The following is a 16431-nucleotide window of genomic DNA, read 5'->3' as shown; positions in this document are numbered from 1 at the left end:
GTGAAGCAAACTTAACCTTCGAGGTTGGCGCCTTGAAATCTTTTGTAGCATTAGCAGATATCAGCGTCATTAATAGAAGGATGCAGGCCCCATCAACCGGGGCCTGCGGCCTATTGACGCACCATGAACTTGAGGTCGCTCGGGGCATCCATCGGCAGTTTTTGCACGGTTTTACCCAGCAGGCCTGTCTTTGAATCGCGCTCGACGACGACAATCTGGTTGCTTTTCTGATTCGCGATCAACAAGAACTTGCCGCTCGGATCGAGGCTGAACTCACGCGGGTGATCACCCTCAACGGAACGGCGCTGCAGTTCCTTGAGGTGCCCGGTCGCAGGATCGATGGAAAACACCAGCAGCTGATTGGCGGTGCCACGGTTGCTGACGTAGAGGAACTTGCCATCGCGCGACGCGTGAAGCGCAGCGGCTGCCTTGTCTGAAACGGGTTGACCCGTCGCCAACTCGACCATCTGCGTTTGCTCAAGTTTGCCGTCCTTGTAATCGAACACCGCAACCTGCGCGCTCATTTCCATGGTCAGCCACGCGTGCTTGCCATCGGCGCTGAACAGCAGATGACGCGGACCGCTGCCGGGTGGCAACTGGAATGACGCCGGTGTAGCGGCGGTCAAGGGCAGCTCCGGGTTGGCCTTGGGGTCGAAGCGGTAGGCAAAGATCTTGTCGGCGCCCAAGTCATTGGAGAACACATACTGGCCGTCCGGCGACGAAACCGTTGAATGCACGTGCGCCGACATCTGCCGCTCGGGATTGACCCGGCTTGATGGATGGCTGCTCATCTGCACCACGGGTTTGAGCATGCCATCGGCGCCCACCGGCAATACTGCCAGCGTGCCGCCCGGATCTTCAGCCACCGAATAGTTGCTGACAAACAGGTGACTGGCTTCAAAGCCGAGGCTCGAATGAGTCGGCTCGTTGCCCAGGCTTTGCACCTGATTGATCAGGCTCAGTTCATGGGTTTTGGGATCGATCGCATAACTGCTGACGCGCCCTACCGGATCAGTCTGTCCCGGGCCGTTTTCGTTGACCACGAACAGGTGACGCTGATCCTTGGACAGAGTCAGCCAGGATGGGTTTTCGCTTTTGACCACTTGCAGCGGTTTGGCGTCGATCTGCCCGGTGGCGGCGTCGAAGTTCAGGCGATAAATCCCCTGGCTCTGACCCGCTGTATAGGAACCGACCAGCAACTGATAGTCGTCGGCCGACGCAACCTGAAAACCCATCGCGCCGACGCTGCCGGCCATCAACAGTGGCCAGAGCTTACGCATCCTCATTCGCTTCTTCCTCGTCGTCATCACCGCGGAACGCGGCCATGCACACTAACCGGTGCTCACCGGAACTGCCGGTGATCAGCCAGCTTTGCAGGGTTGGATCGAAGGTCGCGGCCTCGACTTCGGCCGGGGTGAACTCCCAGTGCTTGGACACACGACCGTCCAAGCATTCGATGTGCAGGTTATCGTCTTCATCGAGGGAGAATTCGAAGGCGTGCAGCCCGTCGATTTCCACCATATCGCAGTGTTCGAGGGTGGAGAGCAAGGTGTCGGTTGGGGCAGTCATGGCAGTCAATCTTTGAATGGGAAAGACGCAATGATAGCTCATTGCGCCCCAGTCCAATGTGGGAGCGAGCTTGCTCGCGATGGCGGTGTGTCATTCAACATTGATGTGATTGACAGGGACTCATCGCGAGCAAGCTCTCTCCCACAGGGGATTGTGCTCGCCGTTAGAGGGCTTCGCGGGACGGTTGGCCGTCCACTAATCGCTGAATACGCAGCGGATTGCCATTCTTCAAGGCATCCGGTAGCAGGCTGTCGGGGTAGTTCTGGAAGCACACCGGGCGCAGGAAACGGTCGATGGCCAAGGTGCCGACCGACGTGCCGCGCGCATCGGAAGTTGCCGGATACGGCCCGCCATGGACCATCGAATCGCAGACTTCCACGCCGGTCGGATAGCCGTTGAGCAGGATCCGTCCGACCTTCTGTTCCAGCAACGGCGTCAGCTCAGCGAACTGCTCGAAGTCTGCCGGCTCGCCAATGATCGTCGCCGTCAGTTGCCCGTGCAGGCCGTTCAACGCGGCGCTGAGTTGCGCCTGATCGGCGACCTCGACGAACACTGTGGTCGGGCCGAACACTTCTTCCTGTAGCACGTCATCGCCATTGATCAACAGGCTGACATCGGCCTTGAACAGCTGCGGTTGCGCCTGATTGCCTTGTTGCGGACTGCCGGCCAGATGCTCGATGCCGGGGTGAGCGAGGAGTTTTTGCAGGCCTTTGCCATAGCTGCTCAAGGTTCCGGCATTGAGCATGGTTTGCGCCGGTTGATCGCCCATCAGCCCGGCGACCTGCTGCACAAACGCACTGAATTGCGGTGAACGAATACCGATCACCAAACCGGGATTGGTGCAGAACTGACCGCAGCCCTGAACCACCGAAGCGGTCAGGTCGCGAGCGACCGATTCGGCGCGAACTTGCAGCGCCTGCGGCAACACGATCACCGGGTTGATGCTCGACATCTCGGCGAACACCGGAATGGGCTGCGCCCGTGCAGCGGCCATGTCACACAACGCACGACCGCCCTTCAACGAACCGGTAAAGCCTACCGCCTGAATCGCCGGATGCTTGACCAGCGCTTCGCCAACCCCACCGCCGTAGATCATGTTGAACACGCCAGCCGGCATGCCGGTTTTTTCTGCGGCGCGGATGATCGCGTCGGCCACGAGTTCGGCTGTGGCCATATGACCGCTGTGAGCCTTGAACACCACCGGGCAACCGGCGGCCAACGCCGACGCGGTGTCACCGCCTGCCGTGGAGAATGCCAACGGAAAGTTACTGGCGCCAAACACCGCGACCGGCCCGAGGCCGATGCGGTACTGACGCAAGTCCGGACGCGGCAACGGTTTGCGCTCGGGCAATGCCCGATCAATCCGCGCACCGTAGAAATCACCGCGACGCATCACTTTGGCGAACAGGCGCATCTGACCGCTGGTGCGACCGCGCTCGCCTTGAATCCGTGCGGTGGGCAGCGCGGTTTCGCGGCAGACCAGCGCAACAAAGTCATCGCCCAGCGCGTCCAGTTCGTCGGCAATCGCGTCGAGAAATTGCGCCCGACGTTCGGCGCTCAGGCTCCGATACGTCGGATGAGCCGCGGCGGCAGCCTTGGCGGCGGCGTCGACTTCTTCAAGGGTGGCCTGGTGGAAACTGTAAGGCAGGTTTTCGCCCGTGTTGGCATCAACGCTTTTGACGACGATTTCGCCGGCAGCACTGCGCTGACCGCCGATGTAGTTGTGACCAAGAATCTGGGTCATGCCTATCTCCTTAAAGGGTGCCAACGGTGCCGGCCTCGAACGCTGCTTCAACCGGTGCAATCCCGTTGATCAACGGTGCACCGAACTCGGCCTGGCTGATCTCGAACACGTCACCCGGCTGGGTGCGAATGCCGTCGGCAAAGGACAGGGTCGCGGTGCCGAAGAAGTGAATGTGCACATCGCCCGGACGCAGGAACTGGCTGTACTTGAAATGGTGGTACTCGAGGTTTTCCAGGCTGTGGCACATGTTGGCCTCGCCACTGAGAAACTCGTTCTGCCACAGCACTTCACCGTCACGCAGGATGCGGCTGGTGCCTGCCAGATGCTCCGGCAGTTCACCGACCCGAAGTTCCGGGCCATAACTGCAACTGCGCAGTTTGGAATGGGCCAGGTACAGGTAATTTTTGCGTTCCATTACGTGATCGGAGAACTCGTTGCCCACGGCAAAACCGAGTCGATACGGTTTGCCGTCTAGACCGATGACGTAGAGCCCGCTGAGCTCCGGTTCCTCCCCCGCGTCTTCGGCGAACGGTGGCAGCGGAAACGGTTGGCCGGGACGTACGACGATGCTGCCGTCGCCCTTGTAAAACCATTCCGGTTGTACACCGGCCTGCCCCGCCGTCGGTTTGCCGCCCTCCACGCCCCATTTGAAGATGCGCATGGTGTCGGTCATCGCCGCTTCGTCACCGACTTGCTGATGCATCTTGTCCCGTGCCGACGCGCTGCCCAAATGGGTCAGGCCCGTACCGCTGACCAGCATGTGCGCCGGGTCCGGGTGATCCAACGGCGGCAGGATACGCAGCTTGGCCAACAGTTCTGCATAGTCATGGCTGATGCCCAGGCCCAGGGTTTTCACCTGCTGCTCAAGATTGACGCCGGCCTCGATCGCGGCCAACGCCAGGTCGCGAACCGTGCGCGCGTCCTGCACTTCGCGCACCAGACCGTCCTCGACCACGCCCACCCGGCGCTCGCCGTTACTCAATTCGAACTGAACTAAATGCATGATTTTTCTCCTGTTATTCAAAACACCACCGGTCCCTGTGGGAGCGAGCTTGCTCGCGATAGCAGACTGACAGGCAACATTAATGTTGGATGTGCCGGCCTCATCGCGAGCAAGCTCGCTCCCACAGGGAGGGTGGGCATCACAAAATGTGTGTCAGGTGCGGGTAGCGCCACGGGCGCTGGCAGCGAACTGGTCGGCCGGCAGTACGTGCTTGCGTTCCAACAGGCGATAGACCACACCGGTCAACACCAACCCGAACACCATCACACCCGAAAGGAAATACAGGCCCGAGGCCAGGTTGCCGGTGTATTCCTTCAGCGCGCCGATCACGAACGGGCCGATGTAGCCGCCAAGGTTGCCCACGGAGTTGATCAAGGCGATTCCGGCCGCCGCACTGGCGCCGGCAAAGAAGCGGCCCGGCAAGGTCCAGAACACCGCGGTGCAGGAAAACAGCGCGAAGGCCACCAGGCACAACGCCGCCAGTTGCAGCACCGGGACTGTCAGCCAGGCGCTGAGGAACAGGCCGATGGCACCCAACACGTAAAGCACTGCCAGGTGGCCGTAGCGATCATTCAAGCGGTCGGAACTGCGCGGAATGATCAGCAAACCGATGATCCCGAAGATGTACGGCACCGACGACACGAAACCAGTGACAAGATCCGTGCCACCGAACTGCTTGATCAGGGTCGGCAACCACAAGCCCAGGCCGTAGATGCTCAGGGTCACCGGAAGATAGAACAGCGCCAGCAGCAACACGCGTTTGTCCTTGAGGGCGTGCAACGGATTGCCGTGGCGGGTCTGGCCGTATTCCTCAAGATCCTTTTTCAGTTCGCCGGTCAGCCAGTCCTTTTCGGCCTGGTCCATCCATTTCACTTGCTTCGGACCGTCCGGCAAGTAACGCAGCACCGGCCAGGTCAACAGGATCGCCGGAGCGCCGATGACGATGAACAGCCACTGCCAGCCGTGCAGGCCAAGAATGCCGTCCATGCCGAGCAGACCGCCGGACACCGGGCCGGTGATCAACATGGCGATGGGTTGGGAAAGGATGAACAACCCGAGGATCTTGCCGCGATGGCGCACCGGGAACCACTGGGTGATGTAGTAGAGAACGCCTGGGAAGAACCCGGCTTCCGCCGCGCCGAGCAGAAAGCGCATCACATAGAAACTGTGCGGCCCCTGGACGAAGGCCATACCGATGGTGATGGCGCCCCAGGTGACCATGATTCGCGCAAACCAGCGTCGCGCGCCAAAGCGTTCGAGCATCAGGTTGCTGGGGATTTCCAGCAGGAAATAGCCAATGAAAAACAGCCCGGCACCCAGCCCGTAAGCGGCGTCACCGATGCCGAGGTCGGCGCCCATGTGCAATTTGGCGAAGCCTACGGCGGAGCGATCCACATAGGCGATCAGGTACAGCAGGATCAGGAAGGGAATCAGTTTCAGCGTGATGCGACGAATAAGCCGCAGTTCCTGGCTCATGAGATCGGTCTCCAATTGTTGTTGTTATAGAACCTCGGGGGACGCCTCTCGCGGAAAACCGCCAGGGCAATCCCTCCGTTGATACGGACTATATAGTAATACTATTTACGCAACAATACTTCCAAACAGGCGGATTTGCGTTTATGTTACGCCTCATCACGAACAATATAGTCATACAATAAGAGAGCCGATCATGTCTGATAAGAAACCCACCCTGCGCTCCGCCCAATGGTTTGGCACTGCCGACAAGAACGGCTTCATGTACCGCAGCTGGATGAAGAATCAGGGCATCGCCGACCACCAGTTCCACGGCAAGCCGATCATCGGCATCTGCAACACCTGGTCGGAACTGACCCCGTGCAACGCGCATTTCCGCCAGATTGCGGAGCACGTCAAACGTGGGGTGATCGAGGCTGGGGGCTTTCCCGTGGAATTCCCGGTGTTCTCCAACGGCGAGTCGAACCTGCGTCCGACCGCCATGCTCACCCGCAACCTGGCGAGCATGGACGTCGAAGAAGCAATTCGCGGCAACCCGATTGACGGTGTTGTGCTGCTGACCGGCTGCGACAAAACCACCCCGGCGTTGTTGATGGGCGCGGCCAGTTGCGACGTGCCGGCGATCGTCGTCACCGGCGGGCCAATGCTCAATGGCAAGCACAAGGGCCAGGACATTGGTTCGGGCACCGTGGTCTGGCAGCTCAGTGAGCAGGTGAAAGCCGGTACCATCACCATCGACGATTTCCTCGCGGCCGAGGGTGGCATGTCCCGCTCGGCCGGTACGTGCAACACCATGGGCACCGCGTCGACCATGGCCTGCATGGCTGAAGCACTGGGCACTTCCCTGCCCCACAACGCGGCGATTCCTGCCGTCGATGCGCGTCGGTATGTGCTGGCGCACATGTCCGGCATGCGCGCGGTGGAGATGGTTCGCGAAGACTTGAAGCTGTCGAAAATCCTCACCAAAGAAGCCTTCGAAAACGCCATTCGCGTGAACGCTGCCATCGGTGGTTCGACCAACGCCGTGATCCATTTGAAAGCCATTGCCGGGCGCATCGGTGTCGAGCTGGACCTGGATGACTGGACCCGCATCGGTCGCGGCATGCCGACCATCGTCGACCTGCAACCGTCCGGGCGTTTCCTGATGGAAGAGTTCTACTATGCAGGTGGCCTGCCAGCGGTGCTGCGTCGTCTGGGTGAAGCCAACCTGATTCCGCATCCGAATGCACTGACCGTCAACGGCAAGACCCTCGGCGAGAACACCAAAGATGCGCCGATCTATGGTCAGGACGAAGTGATCCGCACCCTCGACAACCCGATCCGTGCCGACGGCGGCATTTGTGTGTTGCGCGGCAACCTCGCACCACTGGGTGCGGTGCTCAAGCCTTCAGCCGCCAGCGCCGAACTGATGCAACATCGCGGGCGTGCGGTGGTGTTCGAGAACTTCGACATGTACAAGGCGCGGATCAACGATCCGGAGCTGGAGGTGGATGCCAACTCGATTCTGGTGATGAAAAACTGCGGTCCGAAGGGTTATCCGGGCATGGCCGAAGTCGGCAACATGGGCTTGCCGGCCAAGTTGCTGGCTCAGGGCGTGACGGACATGGTGCGTATTTCCGATGCGCGCATGAGCGGCACGGCGTACGGCACTGTCGTTCTGCACGTGGCTCCGGAAGCGGCCGCTGGCGGACCTTTGGCGACCGTGAAGGAAGGTGACTGGATCGAACTCGACTGCGCCAACGGTCGTCTGCACCTGGACATTCCCGACGCCGAACTGGCGGCGCGCATGGCTGATCTGCAGCCACCACAGCAATTGATCGTGGGTGGCTATCGTCAGCTGTACATTGATCATGTGTTACAGGCGGATCAGGGTTGCGATTTCGACTTCCTGGTGGGTTGCCGCGGTTCTGAAGTACCGCGCCATTCCCATTAAAAGCAAAAGATCGCAGCCTTCGGCAACTCCTACGGGGTCCGGTACGACGGGGAATTTTCGACGTACTCGGTCGGTGTAGGAGCTGGCGCAGCCTGCGATCTTTTCAAGGGCTGGATCGCCCGCCGCTCGCGCCTGTTATCATGCGCGGCACCCCATCGCACAGGATCGCGCCGTTCCCCATGGATTACCGCAAACCCTCCGACCGCAAAAGCATGCACTCGCGCATCGTCCAGGAACTGGGCATGCAGATCGTTTCCGGACGCTTCAAGCCGTGTGACAAACTGCCCGCCGAAGCCCTGTTGTGCGAGGAGTACGCGGTCAGCCGGCCAGTCCTGCGCGAAGCCACCCGGGTTTTGGTCGCCAAGGGTCTGGTGTATTCCCGTCCGCGAGTGGGCACGGTGGTCAAGCAGCGCAAGGAATGGCACATGCTCGATCCCGATGTGCTGCATTGGCTGATGCAAAGCAGCCCGCAAAATGAATTCTTCGATTTGCTGACCAGCGTGCGCAGCATCATCGAACCCGCTGCAGCCGCCCTCGCTGCGCAGTTCGCCACGGACGATGACATCGCCTCCATCGGTGAAGCCTACCAACGTATGGAAGCCGCACCGACCCCCGACGCGCTCTTGCAACCGGACCTGGATTTCCATAGCCGGATCGCCGATGCGACCCATAACGACTTGCTGGCCAACCTGTGCAACATGCTGTCGGTGGCGATTGCCGAAGCCTTGAAGCATTCCAACCAGCGACCGAACCTGCATGAACTGGCATTGCCCCGGCACAAGGCGATTCTGACGGCGATCGAGAACCGGGATGCGCTGGGTGCGCGGCATGCGACGTTGGTGCAGTTGGATGATGCGCGCAGTGCGTTGAATGCGGTGCTGGGTACCGACCTTTCATAAAAGCAAAGTCAAAAGATCGCAGGCTTCGCCAGCTCCTACGTTGCCCGAGTACACCCGCAATTCAACGGTGCACGCGGTCCCTGTAGGAGCTGGCGAAGCCTGCGATCTTTTGATCTTCGAATAAAAAAGCCGCAACCTGGGTTGCGGCTTTTCTATTTCAGCCTGGGATCAGTGAGCAAACAACGAATTGCCCTTCTGCCCCGCCAGTTTCTCCGGTTTGATCAGGAAACGCGCCAGCGCCGGCAGCAGCCACAGCGCACCGAACATGTTCCACAGCAGCATGAAAGTCAGCATCAGGCCCATGTCGGCCTGGAACTTGATGGCAGAGAAGATCCAGGTGCACACGCCGATCGCCAGGCACAGGCCGGTGAACAGCACGGCTTTACCGGTGGACTTCAGCGTCTGGTAGTACGCCTCTTGCAACGGCAGACCGGCACGCAGGAAGCTTTCCAGACGGCTGTAGATGTAGATGCCGTAATCCACGCCAATCCCCACCCCGAGCGCCACAACCGGTAGGGTTGCGACTTTCACGCCGATGCCCATGAAGGCCATGAGGGCGTTACCGAGTACCGAAGTCAGGACCAGCGGCAGCACGATACACAACGTCGCCGCCCATGAACGGAAGGTGATCATGCACATGGTCGCCACGCAGATGTACACCAGGATCAGGATGGTCAGCTCGGACTCCTTGATCACCTCGTTGGTGGCGGCCTCGATCCCGGCGTTACCGGCGGCAAGGATGAATTCCAGACCTTCCTTGTTGTTCTCCTTGGCGAAGTCTTGCACCGCATGCACGGCGCGATCCAGCGTGGCGGCCTTGTGATCGTTGAGGAACACCAGCACCGGCGCCAGGGAGCAACTGTTGTTGTACAGACCATCAGCCCGAGCGATCGAGTTGTTCAGCACGTCCGGGTTACGCGACAGGGTTTCCCATTTCAGGTTGCCTTCGTTCATGCCCTTGATCATCTGCTTGGATACGGTCACCAGCGAGATCGCCGACTGCACGCCCTCGGTGTTCTGCATCTTCCACATCAGCTCGTCGATCGGCGCCATGGCTTCGTAGCGCGAGCACCCTTCAGACTTGGTCTTGACCATCACCACCAACACATCGGAACTGGTGGAGTAATTGCTGATGATGAAGTTGTTGTCCTTGTTGTAGCGCGAGTCCGGACGCAGTTCCGGAGCGCCCTGATCCAGGTCACCGATTTTCAGGTTCTGGCTGTACCAGAGGCCGCCGCCGAAGGCCAGCAAGGCGAGCACAATGGACACCGGCGCCACTTTCGGGCTGGCAAAGTTAGACAGCAGACGCCAGAACGGGTGTTCGCGGTGCGCGTCTTTCTTGCTGCGTTCAACGGCGCGTTTGCTGATACCAACGTAGGAAATCGCCACCGGCAGCAGGATCAGGTTGGTGAACACGATCACCGCCACGCCGATGGACGCGCCGATGGCCAGTTCACGAATTACGCCGATGTCGATGATCAGCAGCGTGATGAAACCCACCGCATCCGCCAGGATCGCAATCATCCCTGGCAGGAACAGCTGACGGAACGTGCGCCGCGCCGCAGTCAAGGCGTTGTCTGCCTCGCTGGACTGCAAGGCAATACCGTTGATCTTCTGCACACCGTGGGAAATACCGATGGCGAAGATCAGGAACGGCACCAGCATCGAGTAGGGATCGAGCCCGAAGCCAAAGAAGTGCATCAAGCCCAGCTGCCAGACCACCGCCACCAACGTGGTGCTCAACACCGCCACGGTGCTGCGCATGCAGTTGGTGAACCAGTAGAGCAGGATCAACGTGATGATGAAGGCGACGCCGAAGAACATCACCACCATGACCAGCCCATCGATCAGGTCGCCGACTTTCTTGGCGAAACCGACGATGTGGATCTGCACGTTGGGGTTCTGGGCTTCGAATTTGTTGCGGATCTTGTCTTCGAGTTCGTGAGAGAACTTGCGATAGTCCAGCGCCAGCAACTTGCCTTGGTCCTGCGGGTCCGGGTAGGACTCCAGCAGCGGGATATCGACAATGCTCGACTTGAAGTCGTTGGCCACCAGACGCCCGACCTGACCGGACTTGAGCACGTTGTTGCGCAACAGGTCGAGGCTTTGCTGGGAGCCGTTGTAGCTCTGCGGAATCACTTCACCACCGGCGAAGCCCTCCTCTGTCACTTCGGTCCAGCGTACGCTCGGGCTCCACAGCGACTTGAGGCCGGAACGGTCAACACCGGAAATGTAGAACACCTCGTCATTGATCTGACGCAGAGTCTCCATGTACTCCTTGGAGAAGATGTCGCCATCAGTGGCTTCCACCGAGATGCGCACCGTGTTGCCCAGGTTCGCCAGATCGTTGCGATGCTCCATCATCTTTTGAATGAACGGATGCTCGAGCGGGATCATTTTTTCGAAACTGGTGGACGGCCGGATCAGCGTCGCCTGCCAGAACAGGAAAATACTGACCAGCAGGCAGATGACGATCACTGCCGGGCGGTTGTTGAAAATCAGGCGTTCGAGAAACGTCGCCTTGTCATGATGATGAGTGCTCAAGGATGTCATAGACCCGCCTTCTTATTATTTGCCCGGCTCATTTGGACGACCCATTTTTTCCATTCTCTGCGCCGGTTGGCGAAGTGACGCGAACGCCGCCTTGTCCTGCCAGAATCAGATTGCCGTTGCCTGCTGCGGTGACTGCCGAAACGGAAATGCGATCCGGACGGTTGAACACGCTGAAGGTTTCGCCGTTGTCGTCGCTGCGGATCACCGAGCCACCGTTGCCGACGATCACGATGGAACCGTCGTCGAGCAGCGTCGCGCCGGACAGACCGAATTCCAGCGCACCGCGAGCGGCCTTGAGCTCAACCGGCTCCCAGGTCGTACCGAAATCGGTGGAGCGAAACAGATTGCCCCGCAGCCCGTAGGCCAGCAGCGTATTGGCTTGAGCGGTGCCGATCACGCCAAACAGTGAGCCCTCATAGGGACCTTCAAGCTTCTCCCAGGTCTGGCCCCAATCGGCGGAGCGGAACATGCTGCCCTGCTCGCCGACGATGAACAGACCGGAATCCTTGACCGCGGCGATGGCGTTGAGGTGGTACTGGTCTTCGTTGTCGAGGCGATCGCTGACATCTTCCCAGTTCTTGCCGCTGTCGGTGGTGGCCAGCAACGCGCCGTAAGCGCCTACGGCAAAGCCGCTATTGACGTCCTGGAACCAGACGTCGAGCAGCGGCGATTCACGTTTCAGATCTTCGAATTGCTTGGTCCAGGTGACGCCGCCGTCCTCGCTGGCGAGGATCTGCGCATCATGGCCGACGGCCCAACCGTGCTTGTCGTCGACGAAAAACACCGACGTCAGCAGTTGCCGCGTCGGCACCTTGGCTTGGGTCCAGGTCGCGCCCTGGTCATCTGAATACAAAATGTGCCCGCGATCACCGACCGCCACCAGACGCTTGCCGGCGTGCACGACGTCGAGCATCAGGCTTTTGCTGGCTTTGGCAGATTCAACGGAATAAACAATGTCGGATGCTGGCGCAGCAGCGGCCAGCACAGGTGCCGACAGCACGGCACAGCCCAACAGCGAGAGCGCTGTAGCCAGCAACGCGAATTTGCGTAATGCCGGCGGGCGGCAGATACCCACACCCATGACAGGCTCACTCATAGACCTTCCCCCATTATTATTGTTAGGCCGTTCAACCTTCCAGGGCGCCGTAAGGACTGCTCTTTGGGATTGCCTTTTCTGGAGCATAGTCCTGAAATACGCAATCTAGAGCCCCTTCGGAAGCTGGCTTATCCTATCGGGGTTTGGAAAGGTCTGACAATCGACGCCACGTTATGTTTTGTTAACTGGGGGGATAACGGGTGTGGGTGAATGGGGAGGCATTCGGAGGGGTGATGGATGAATCAAGTGGGGAAAGCCGTGGTGTCTGCTCTGACGTCTTCGCGAGCAAGCCCGCTCCCACATTTAACCGGGTTCTACCAGAAGAATGCGGTCGAATGTGGGAGCGGGCTTGCTCGCGAAAGGAGCGCTGCGGTCTGCCAGGCAGACCGCAGTGTCAATATCAAGCCAGGCTTTTGCTGACCACTTCAAACACATCACTCGACAACTGACCCGAAGCGCGAATCCGCTCCAGCTCACCTTTCATCAACGCCTGACGCGCATCGTCGTATTTGCGCCAGCGAGTCAGTGGCGCCAACTGCCGAGAAGCGATCTGCGGGTTGAACCCGTTCAGCTCGATCACCAGATCCGCCAGGAACCGATAACCCGAACCATCGGCCGCATGGAAATTGATCAGGTTCTGCCCGGCGAACGCGCCGACCAGTGCGCGCACCTTGTTCGGGTTCTTGATATTGAACGCCGGATGCTGCATCAACCCCTTGACCCGCTCCAGACCACCGGGCAACACGCTGCCCGCCTGGACGCTGAACCACTGATCCATGACCAGCGGGTTGTCCTTGAAGTGCTCGGCAAAACTCGCCAGTGCCGTGGCCTTCTCTTCTTCGAACGGCGAATTCACCAACACCGCCAACGCCGTCAGGCGCTCAGTCATGTTGTCGCTGGTCTCGAACTGCTCAAGCGTCGCCGCCAACACTTCCGGTTTACCGATGAGCATCAGGTACGACAGCGCAATGTTCTGCAATGCGCGACGAGCAAAGTGTTCGGCCTCAGCCACATACGGGGTGTGCTTCGAGAGATCGCGATTAGCCTGATAACGCAGCCACAACGCCTCAAACAATCCTTCTGCCAATTGTTTACGAGCAAACTCGCGTGCGATGTGAATGGCGTCAACGTCAGCCACTTCGCTAATCTCGGTCAGATACGCCTCGCCCGGCAGCGAGAGCATTTCGGCGACCATCGCCTGATCCAGCGTCTCGTCAGACAACACGGTGCGCAAGGCAGAAATCAGACGCTGATCCAGCACCAGTTTCTCGCCCTTTTGCTGCTGAGCAATCAGCTCTTGCAGCACCTGAACCGACAATTGCTGACCCGCATCCCAGCGGTTGAAGCCGTCGCTGTCGTGCTGCATCAGGAACATCAACTGATCGCGGTTGTACGGGAAGCTCAGTTTCACCGGCGCCGAGAAGCCACGCAGCAACGAAGGCAATGGCTGTTCCGCGATGTCGATGAAGGTGAACGTCTGCTCGGCCTCGGTCACCGAAATGACCCGTGAGGTGCCCTGAGCGCTGGCTTCACCGGAAAGACGCAACGCAATGGCCGCGCCTTTGGCGTCCAGCAGGCCCAATTCGACCGGGATCACGAACGGCAACTTCTCAACCTTGTCCGGGGTTGCCGGGCAGCTCTGGCGGAACGTCAGGCTGTAGGTTTTCGCCGCCGCGTCGTAGGACTCGCTGACCGCCAAACGCGGTGTGCCGGCCTGGCTGTACCAGCGCTTGAACTGGGTCAGGTCGACACCGTTGGCGTCTTCCATGGCCTTGATGAAGTCGTCGCAAGTCACGGCCTGGCCGTCATGGCGTTCGAAATACAGGTCGCTGCCTTTGCGGAAGCCTTCAGCGCCGAGCAAGGTATGGATCATGCCGACCACTTCCGAACCCTTTTCGTACACGGTCAGGGTGTAGAAGTTGGAAATCTCGATGAAGCTGTCCGGGCGCACGGCGTGAGCCATGGGGCCGGCATCTTCGGCGAACTGGTGGGTGCGCAGGTACGCCACGTCCTGGATGCGCTTGACCGTGGCCGAGTTCATGTCGGCGGAGAAGCCCGAATCGCGGAACACGGTGAAGCCTTCCTTCAGCGACAACTGAAACCAGTCGCGGCAGGTCACGCGGTTGCCCGACCAGTTGTGGAAGTACTCGTGGGCAACAATCGCCTCGACCCGCTGGTGCGCGGCGTCGGTCGCGGTTTCAGCGCGGGCGAGCACGGCGCTGGAGTTGAAGATGTTGAGGCCCTTGTTCTCCATGGCGCCCATGTTGAAGTCGTTGACCGCGACGATCATGAAGATGTCCAGGTCGTACTCGCGACCGTACACCTCTTCGTCCCAGCGCATGGACTTCTTCAGGCTGTTCATGGCGTGCTGGCACTTGTCGATGTTTTCCGGCTCGACATAAATGCGCAGCGCCACAGCGCGATCGGTCATGGTGGTGAAGGTGTCTTCGACGCACCACAAATCACCGGCCACCAGCGCGAACAGGTAGGCAGGTTTCTTGAACGGATCTTCCCAGGTCGCCCAGTGCCGGCCGTCTTCGCCCGGACCGCTGGCAATCGGGTTGCCGTTGGACAGCAGCACCGGATAGCTGTGCTGTTCGGCGACCACCGTGGTGGTGAACGTGCTCATCACGTCCGGGCGGTCGAGGTAATAGGTGATCTTGCGGAACCCTTCGGCCTCGCACTGGGTGCAGAACATCGTGCCGGATTTGTACAGGCCTTCCAGCGCGGTGTTGGTTTCCGGGTGGATCTTGACGCTGGTGTCGACCGTGAAGGTGGTGCTGGTCGGGTGCAGGGTCAGGTGATTCTCGGTCAGTTGGTAGTCCGCGTCGCTCAACTCGCGATCAGCCAGGGTCACCGACAGCAATTCAAGCTGCTGGCCATCCAGCACCAGCGGCGGCAGGCCCGGGCCACGCTCGGGATTGCGGCGCATCACCAGTTGCGCATGGACCAGGCTGTGGTCCTCGTACAACTCGAAGGTCAGGTGCGTCTCGTCGATCAGGTACTCGGGCGCCTGATAGTCCTTCAGGTAGATCATCTTCGGTTGTTCGGTGCGCATGCTGGAGTCCTTACTGATGCACGGCGAGCTGGTAGGCCGTGTATTTACGAATATTGATTACGCCGGTGTCGAAAATCAGGTACTGGCCCTTGATTCCCAACAGTGTGCCTTCGGCGATCGGATTCTTGTCCAGGTTGAAGCTGACGATTTTGGCCGGGTATTGCTCGACCGGATAGCGGATTTCGAGCGTTTCTACATCGGCAATAGTCTGGATCGCCTGTAGGCCGAATCGTTCCTGCAAACCTTGCAATCCTTCGGCGCAACTGTCGAACAGCTGATCACGAACCTGCGCCAGGTCGACCGACACCGCATCGCCCTTAAGTAAAGCACGCCAGTTGGTCTTGTCCGCCACCTGACTGCGGAACAGGTCTTCGACGAAGCCCGACTGCTGACGGGTCGAGACACGCATGATTGGCAAGGCCTGACGGGCGCCCTGATCGATCCAACGGGTCGGCAGCTGGGTGGCGCGGGTAATCCCGACCTTCACCCCCGAGGAGTTGGACAGATACACAATGTGATCCGTCATGCAGAACTTCTCGCCCCACTCTGGCTCACGGCAGGTGCCAGCGTCATAGTGGCAACGCTCCGGGCTCATGATGCAGATATCGCATTGGGCCAGTTTGGTCATACATGGGTAGCAGTAACCCTGGCTGAAACTGGTTTTGGTCTTGCGTCCGCAATGGGAGCAATGAATCGCCCCCAGGTACTCCAGGCGCACCGTGGTCCCGATCAAAGGATTGACCGGCACCTCGACGTCGTCCAGACGAAACGCGTACTGCACGTTCGGCCCGTCAAGGCGCGCCGACATTTTGCTGATTGCACCGCGGCCAATCTCGATCAATGGACGGCATCCGATTTGAACAGGATATTCGGCACTTCGATTGACTTGGAGCCGCACTCCTGCACGCCCATGTAACCGGTGCGCTGGTCTTCGGGCAGGTTCTGGATTTCCCAGGCGATCATCGCTTGCAGCGACAGTTCGCGTTGTTCGGCGGTGAGTTTGCCACCGTCGGACCATTTACCGATTTCCACCGCCAGTTTCAGGCTCTGGTAGATATCAGGGGTGATGTTGTTGATCATTTCGTTAAAAGAGGACATCAAGG

General features: G+C 59.6%; 12 protein-coding genes. 2 read left to right on the top strand and 10 right to left on the bottom strand.

Going from position 1 to position 16431, the window contains the following annotated elements:
- Window positions 1-110 precede the first annotated feature (110 nt).
- From ACA059_RS14755 to ACA059_RS14735, 5 genes are all read right to left on the bottom strand, one after another.
- Entirely contained in the window at window positions 111-1280 is a 1170-nt protein-coding gene (locus ACA059_RS14755; RefSeq protein ID WP_497634681.1) for a lactonase family protein, read from the bottom strand.
- Window positions 1273-1569 (bottom strand): DUF5629 family protein, encoded by a 297-nt coding sequence (locus tag ACA059_RS14750; protein WP_497634492.1) that lies wholly within the window; start codon window positions 1567-1569, stop codon window positions 1273-1275. The genes ACA059_RS14755 and ACA059_RS14750 overlap by 8 nt, the downstream gene beginning before the upstream one ends.
- A gap of 163 nt (window positions 1570-1732) precedes the next feature.
- Entirely contained in the window at window positions 1733-3313 is a 1581-nt protein-coding gene (locus tag ACA059_RS14745; protein ID WP_497634491.1) for an aldehyde dehydrogenase (NADP(+)), read from the bottom strand.
- A 10-nt stretch (window positions 3314-3323) separates the two neighbouring features.
- Window positions 3324-4316: an AraD1 family protein gene (araD1, locus tag ACA059_RS14740; RefSeq protein WP_497634490.1), complete on the bottom strand. Its 993-nt coding sequence runs from the start codon at window positions 4314-4316 to the stop codon at window positions 3324-3326.
- Window positions 4317-4469: 153 nt separating this feature from the next.
- Entirely contained in the window at window positions 4470-5792 is a 1323-nt protein-coding gene (locus ACA059_RS14735) for an MFS transporter (RefSeq protein WP_497634489.1), read from the bottom strand.
- 193 nt (window positions 5793-5985) lie between these two features.
- On the opposite strand from ACA059_RS14735, the gene ACA059_RS14730 reads away from it, so the two are divergent.
- Both ACA059_RS14730 and ACA059_RS14725 read left to right on the top strand, forming a co-directional pair.
- Window positions 5986-7722 carry an IlvD/Edd family dehydratase gene (locus ACA059_RS14730; RefSeq protein ID WP_008157040.1) on the top strand — a complete coding sequence of 579 codons (1737 nt, stop codon included), beginning with the start codon at window positions 5986-5988 and terminating at the stop codon, window positions 7720-7722.
- A 179-nt stretch (window positions 7723-7901) separates the two neighbouring features.
- Window positions 7902-8621 (top strand): FadR/GntR family transcriptional regulator, encoded by a 720-nt coding sequence (locus ACA059_RS14725; protein ID WP_497634488.1) that lies wholly within the window; start codon window positions 7902-7904, stop codon window positions 8619-8621.
- Between the two features lie 168 nt (window positions 8622-8789).
- Here ACA059_RS14725 and ACA059_RS14720 read toward each other — a convergent pair whose 3' ends face one another.
- From ACA059_RS14720 to ACA059_RS14700, 5 genes are all read right to left on the bottom strand, one after another.
- The gene (locus ACA059_RS14720) at window positions 8790-11174 is read right to left on the bottom strand and encodes an efflux RND transporter permease subunit (protein ID WP_129444548.1); all 2385 of its coding nucleotides are present in this window, start codon (window positions 11172-11174) and stop codon (window positions 8790-8792) included.
- Window positions 11175-11202: 28 nt separating this feature from the next.
- Window positions 11203-12270: a WD40/YVTN/BNR-like repeat-containing protein gene (locus ACA059_RS14715; RefSeq protein WP_497634487.1), complete on the bottom strand. Its 1068-nt coding sequence runs from the start codon at window positions 12268-12270 to the stop codon at window positions 11203-11205.
- 400 nt (window positions 12271-12670) lie between these two features.
- Window positions 12671-15328: an aminopeptidase N gene (pepN, locus tag ACA059_RS14710; protein ID WP_497634486.1), complete on the bottom strand. Its 2658-nt coding sequence runs from the start codon at window positions 15326-15328 to the stop codon at window positions 12671-12673.
- 10 nt (window positions 15329-15338) lie between these two features.
- Window positions 15339-16169, bottom strand: a complete 831-nt coding sequence (locus ACA059_RS14705; RefSeq protein WP_033054639.1) for a DUF2797 domain-containing protein — start codon at window positions 16167-16169, stop codon at window positions 15339-15341.
- Window positions 16166-16426, bottom strand: coding sequence for a YeaC family protein (locus ACA059_RS14700; protein WP_008152127.1), 261 nt, complete (start codon window positions 16424-16426; stop codon window positions 16166-16168). Before ACA059_RS14700 ends, ACA059_RS14705 begins: the two co-directional genes overlap by 4 nt.
- Window positions 16427-16431 lie beyond the last annotated feature (5 nt).

This window comes from Pseudomonas sp. LBUM1647, assembly GCF_059716175.1.
The sequence above is the reverse complement of the archived record's forward strand: the minus strand, read 5'-3'. Positions and strand labels throughout refer to the sequence as shown.

Excerpts from the sequence above, each read along its gene's own strand:
- ACA059_RS14755 (WP_497634681.1), bottom strand. The coding sequence starts at position 1,280 with ATGCGTAAGCTCTGGCCACTGTTGATGGCCGGCAGCGTCGGCGCGATG.
- ACA059_RS14750 (WP_497634492.1), bottom strand. The coding sequence starts at position 1,569 with ATGACTGCCCCAACCGACACCTTGCTCTCCACCCTCGAACACTGCGAT.
- ACA059_RS14745 (WP_497634491.1), bottom strand. The coding sequence starts at position 3,313 with ATGACCCAGATTCTTGGTCACAACTACATCGGCGGTCAGCGCAGTGCT.
- araD1 (WP_497634490.1), bottom strand. The coding sequence starts at position 4,316 with ATGCATTTAGTTCAGTTCGAATTGAGTAACGGCGAGCGCCGGGTGGGC.
- ACA059_RS14735 (WP_497634489.1), bottom strand. The coding sequence starts at position 5,792 with ATGAGCCAGGAACTGCGGCTTATTCGTCGCATCACGCTGAAACTGATT.
- ACA059_RS14730 (WP_008157040.1), top strand. The coding sequence starts at position 5,986 with ATGTCTGATAAGAAACCCACCCTGCGCTCCGCCCAATGGTTTGGCACT.
- ACA059_RS14725 (WP_497634488.1), top strand. The coding sequence starts at position 7,902 with ATGGATTACCGCAAACCCTCCGACCGCAAAAGCATGCACTCGCGCATC.
- ACA059_RS14720 (WP_129444548.1), bottom strand. The coding sequence starts at position 11,174 with ATGACATCCTTGAGCACTCATCATCATGACAAGGCGACGTTTCTCGAA.
- ACA059_RS14715 (WP_497634487.1), bottom strand. The coding sequence starts at position 12,270 with ATGAGTGAGCCTGTCATGGGTGTGGGTATCTGCCGCCCGCCGGCATTA.
- pepN (WP_497634486.1), bottom strand. The coding sequence starts at position 15,328 with ATGCGCACCGAACAACCGAAGATGATCTACCTGAAGGACTATCAGGCG.
- ACA059_RS14700 (WP_008152127.1), bottom strand. The coding sequence starts at position 16,426 with ATGTCCTCTTTTAACGAAATGATCAACAACATCACCCCTGATATCTAC.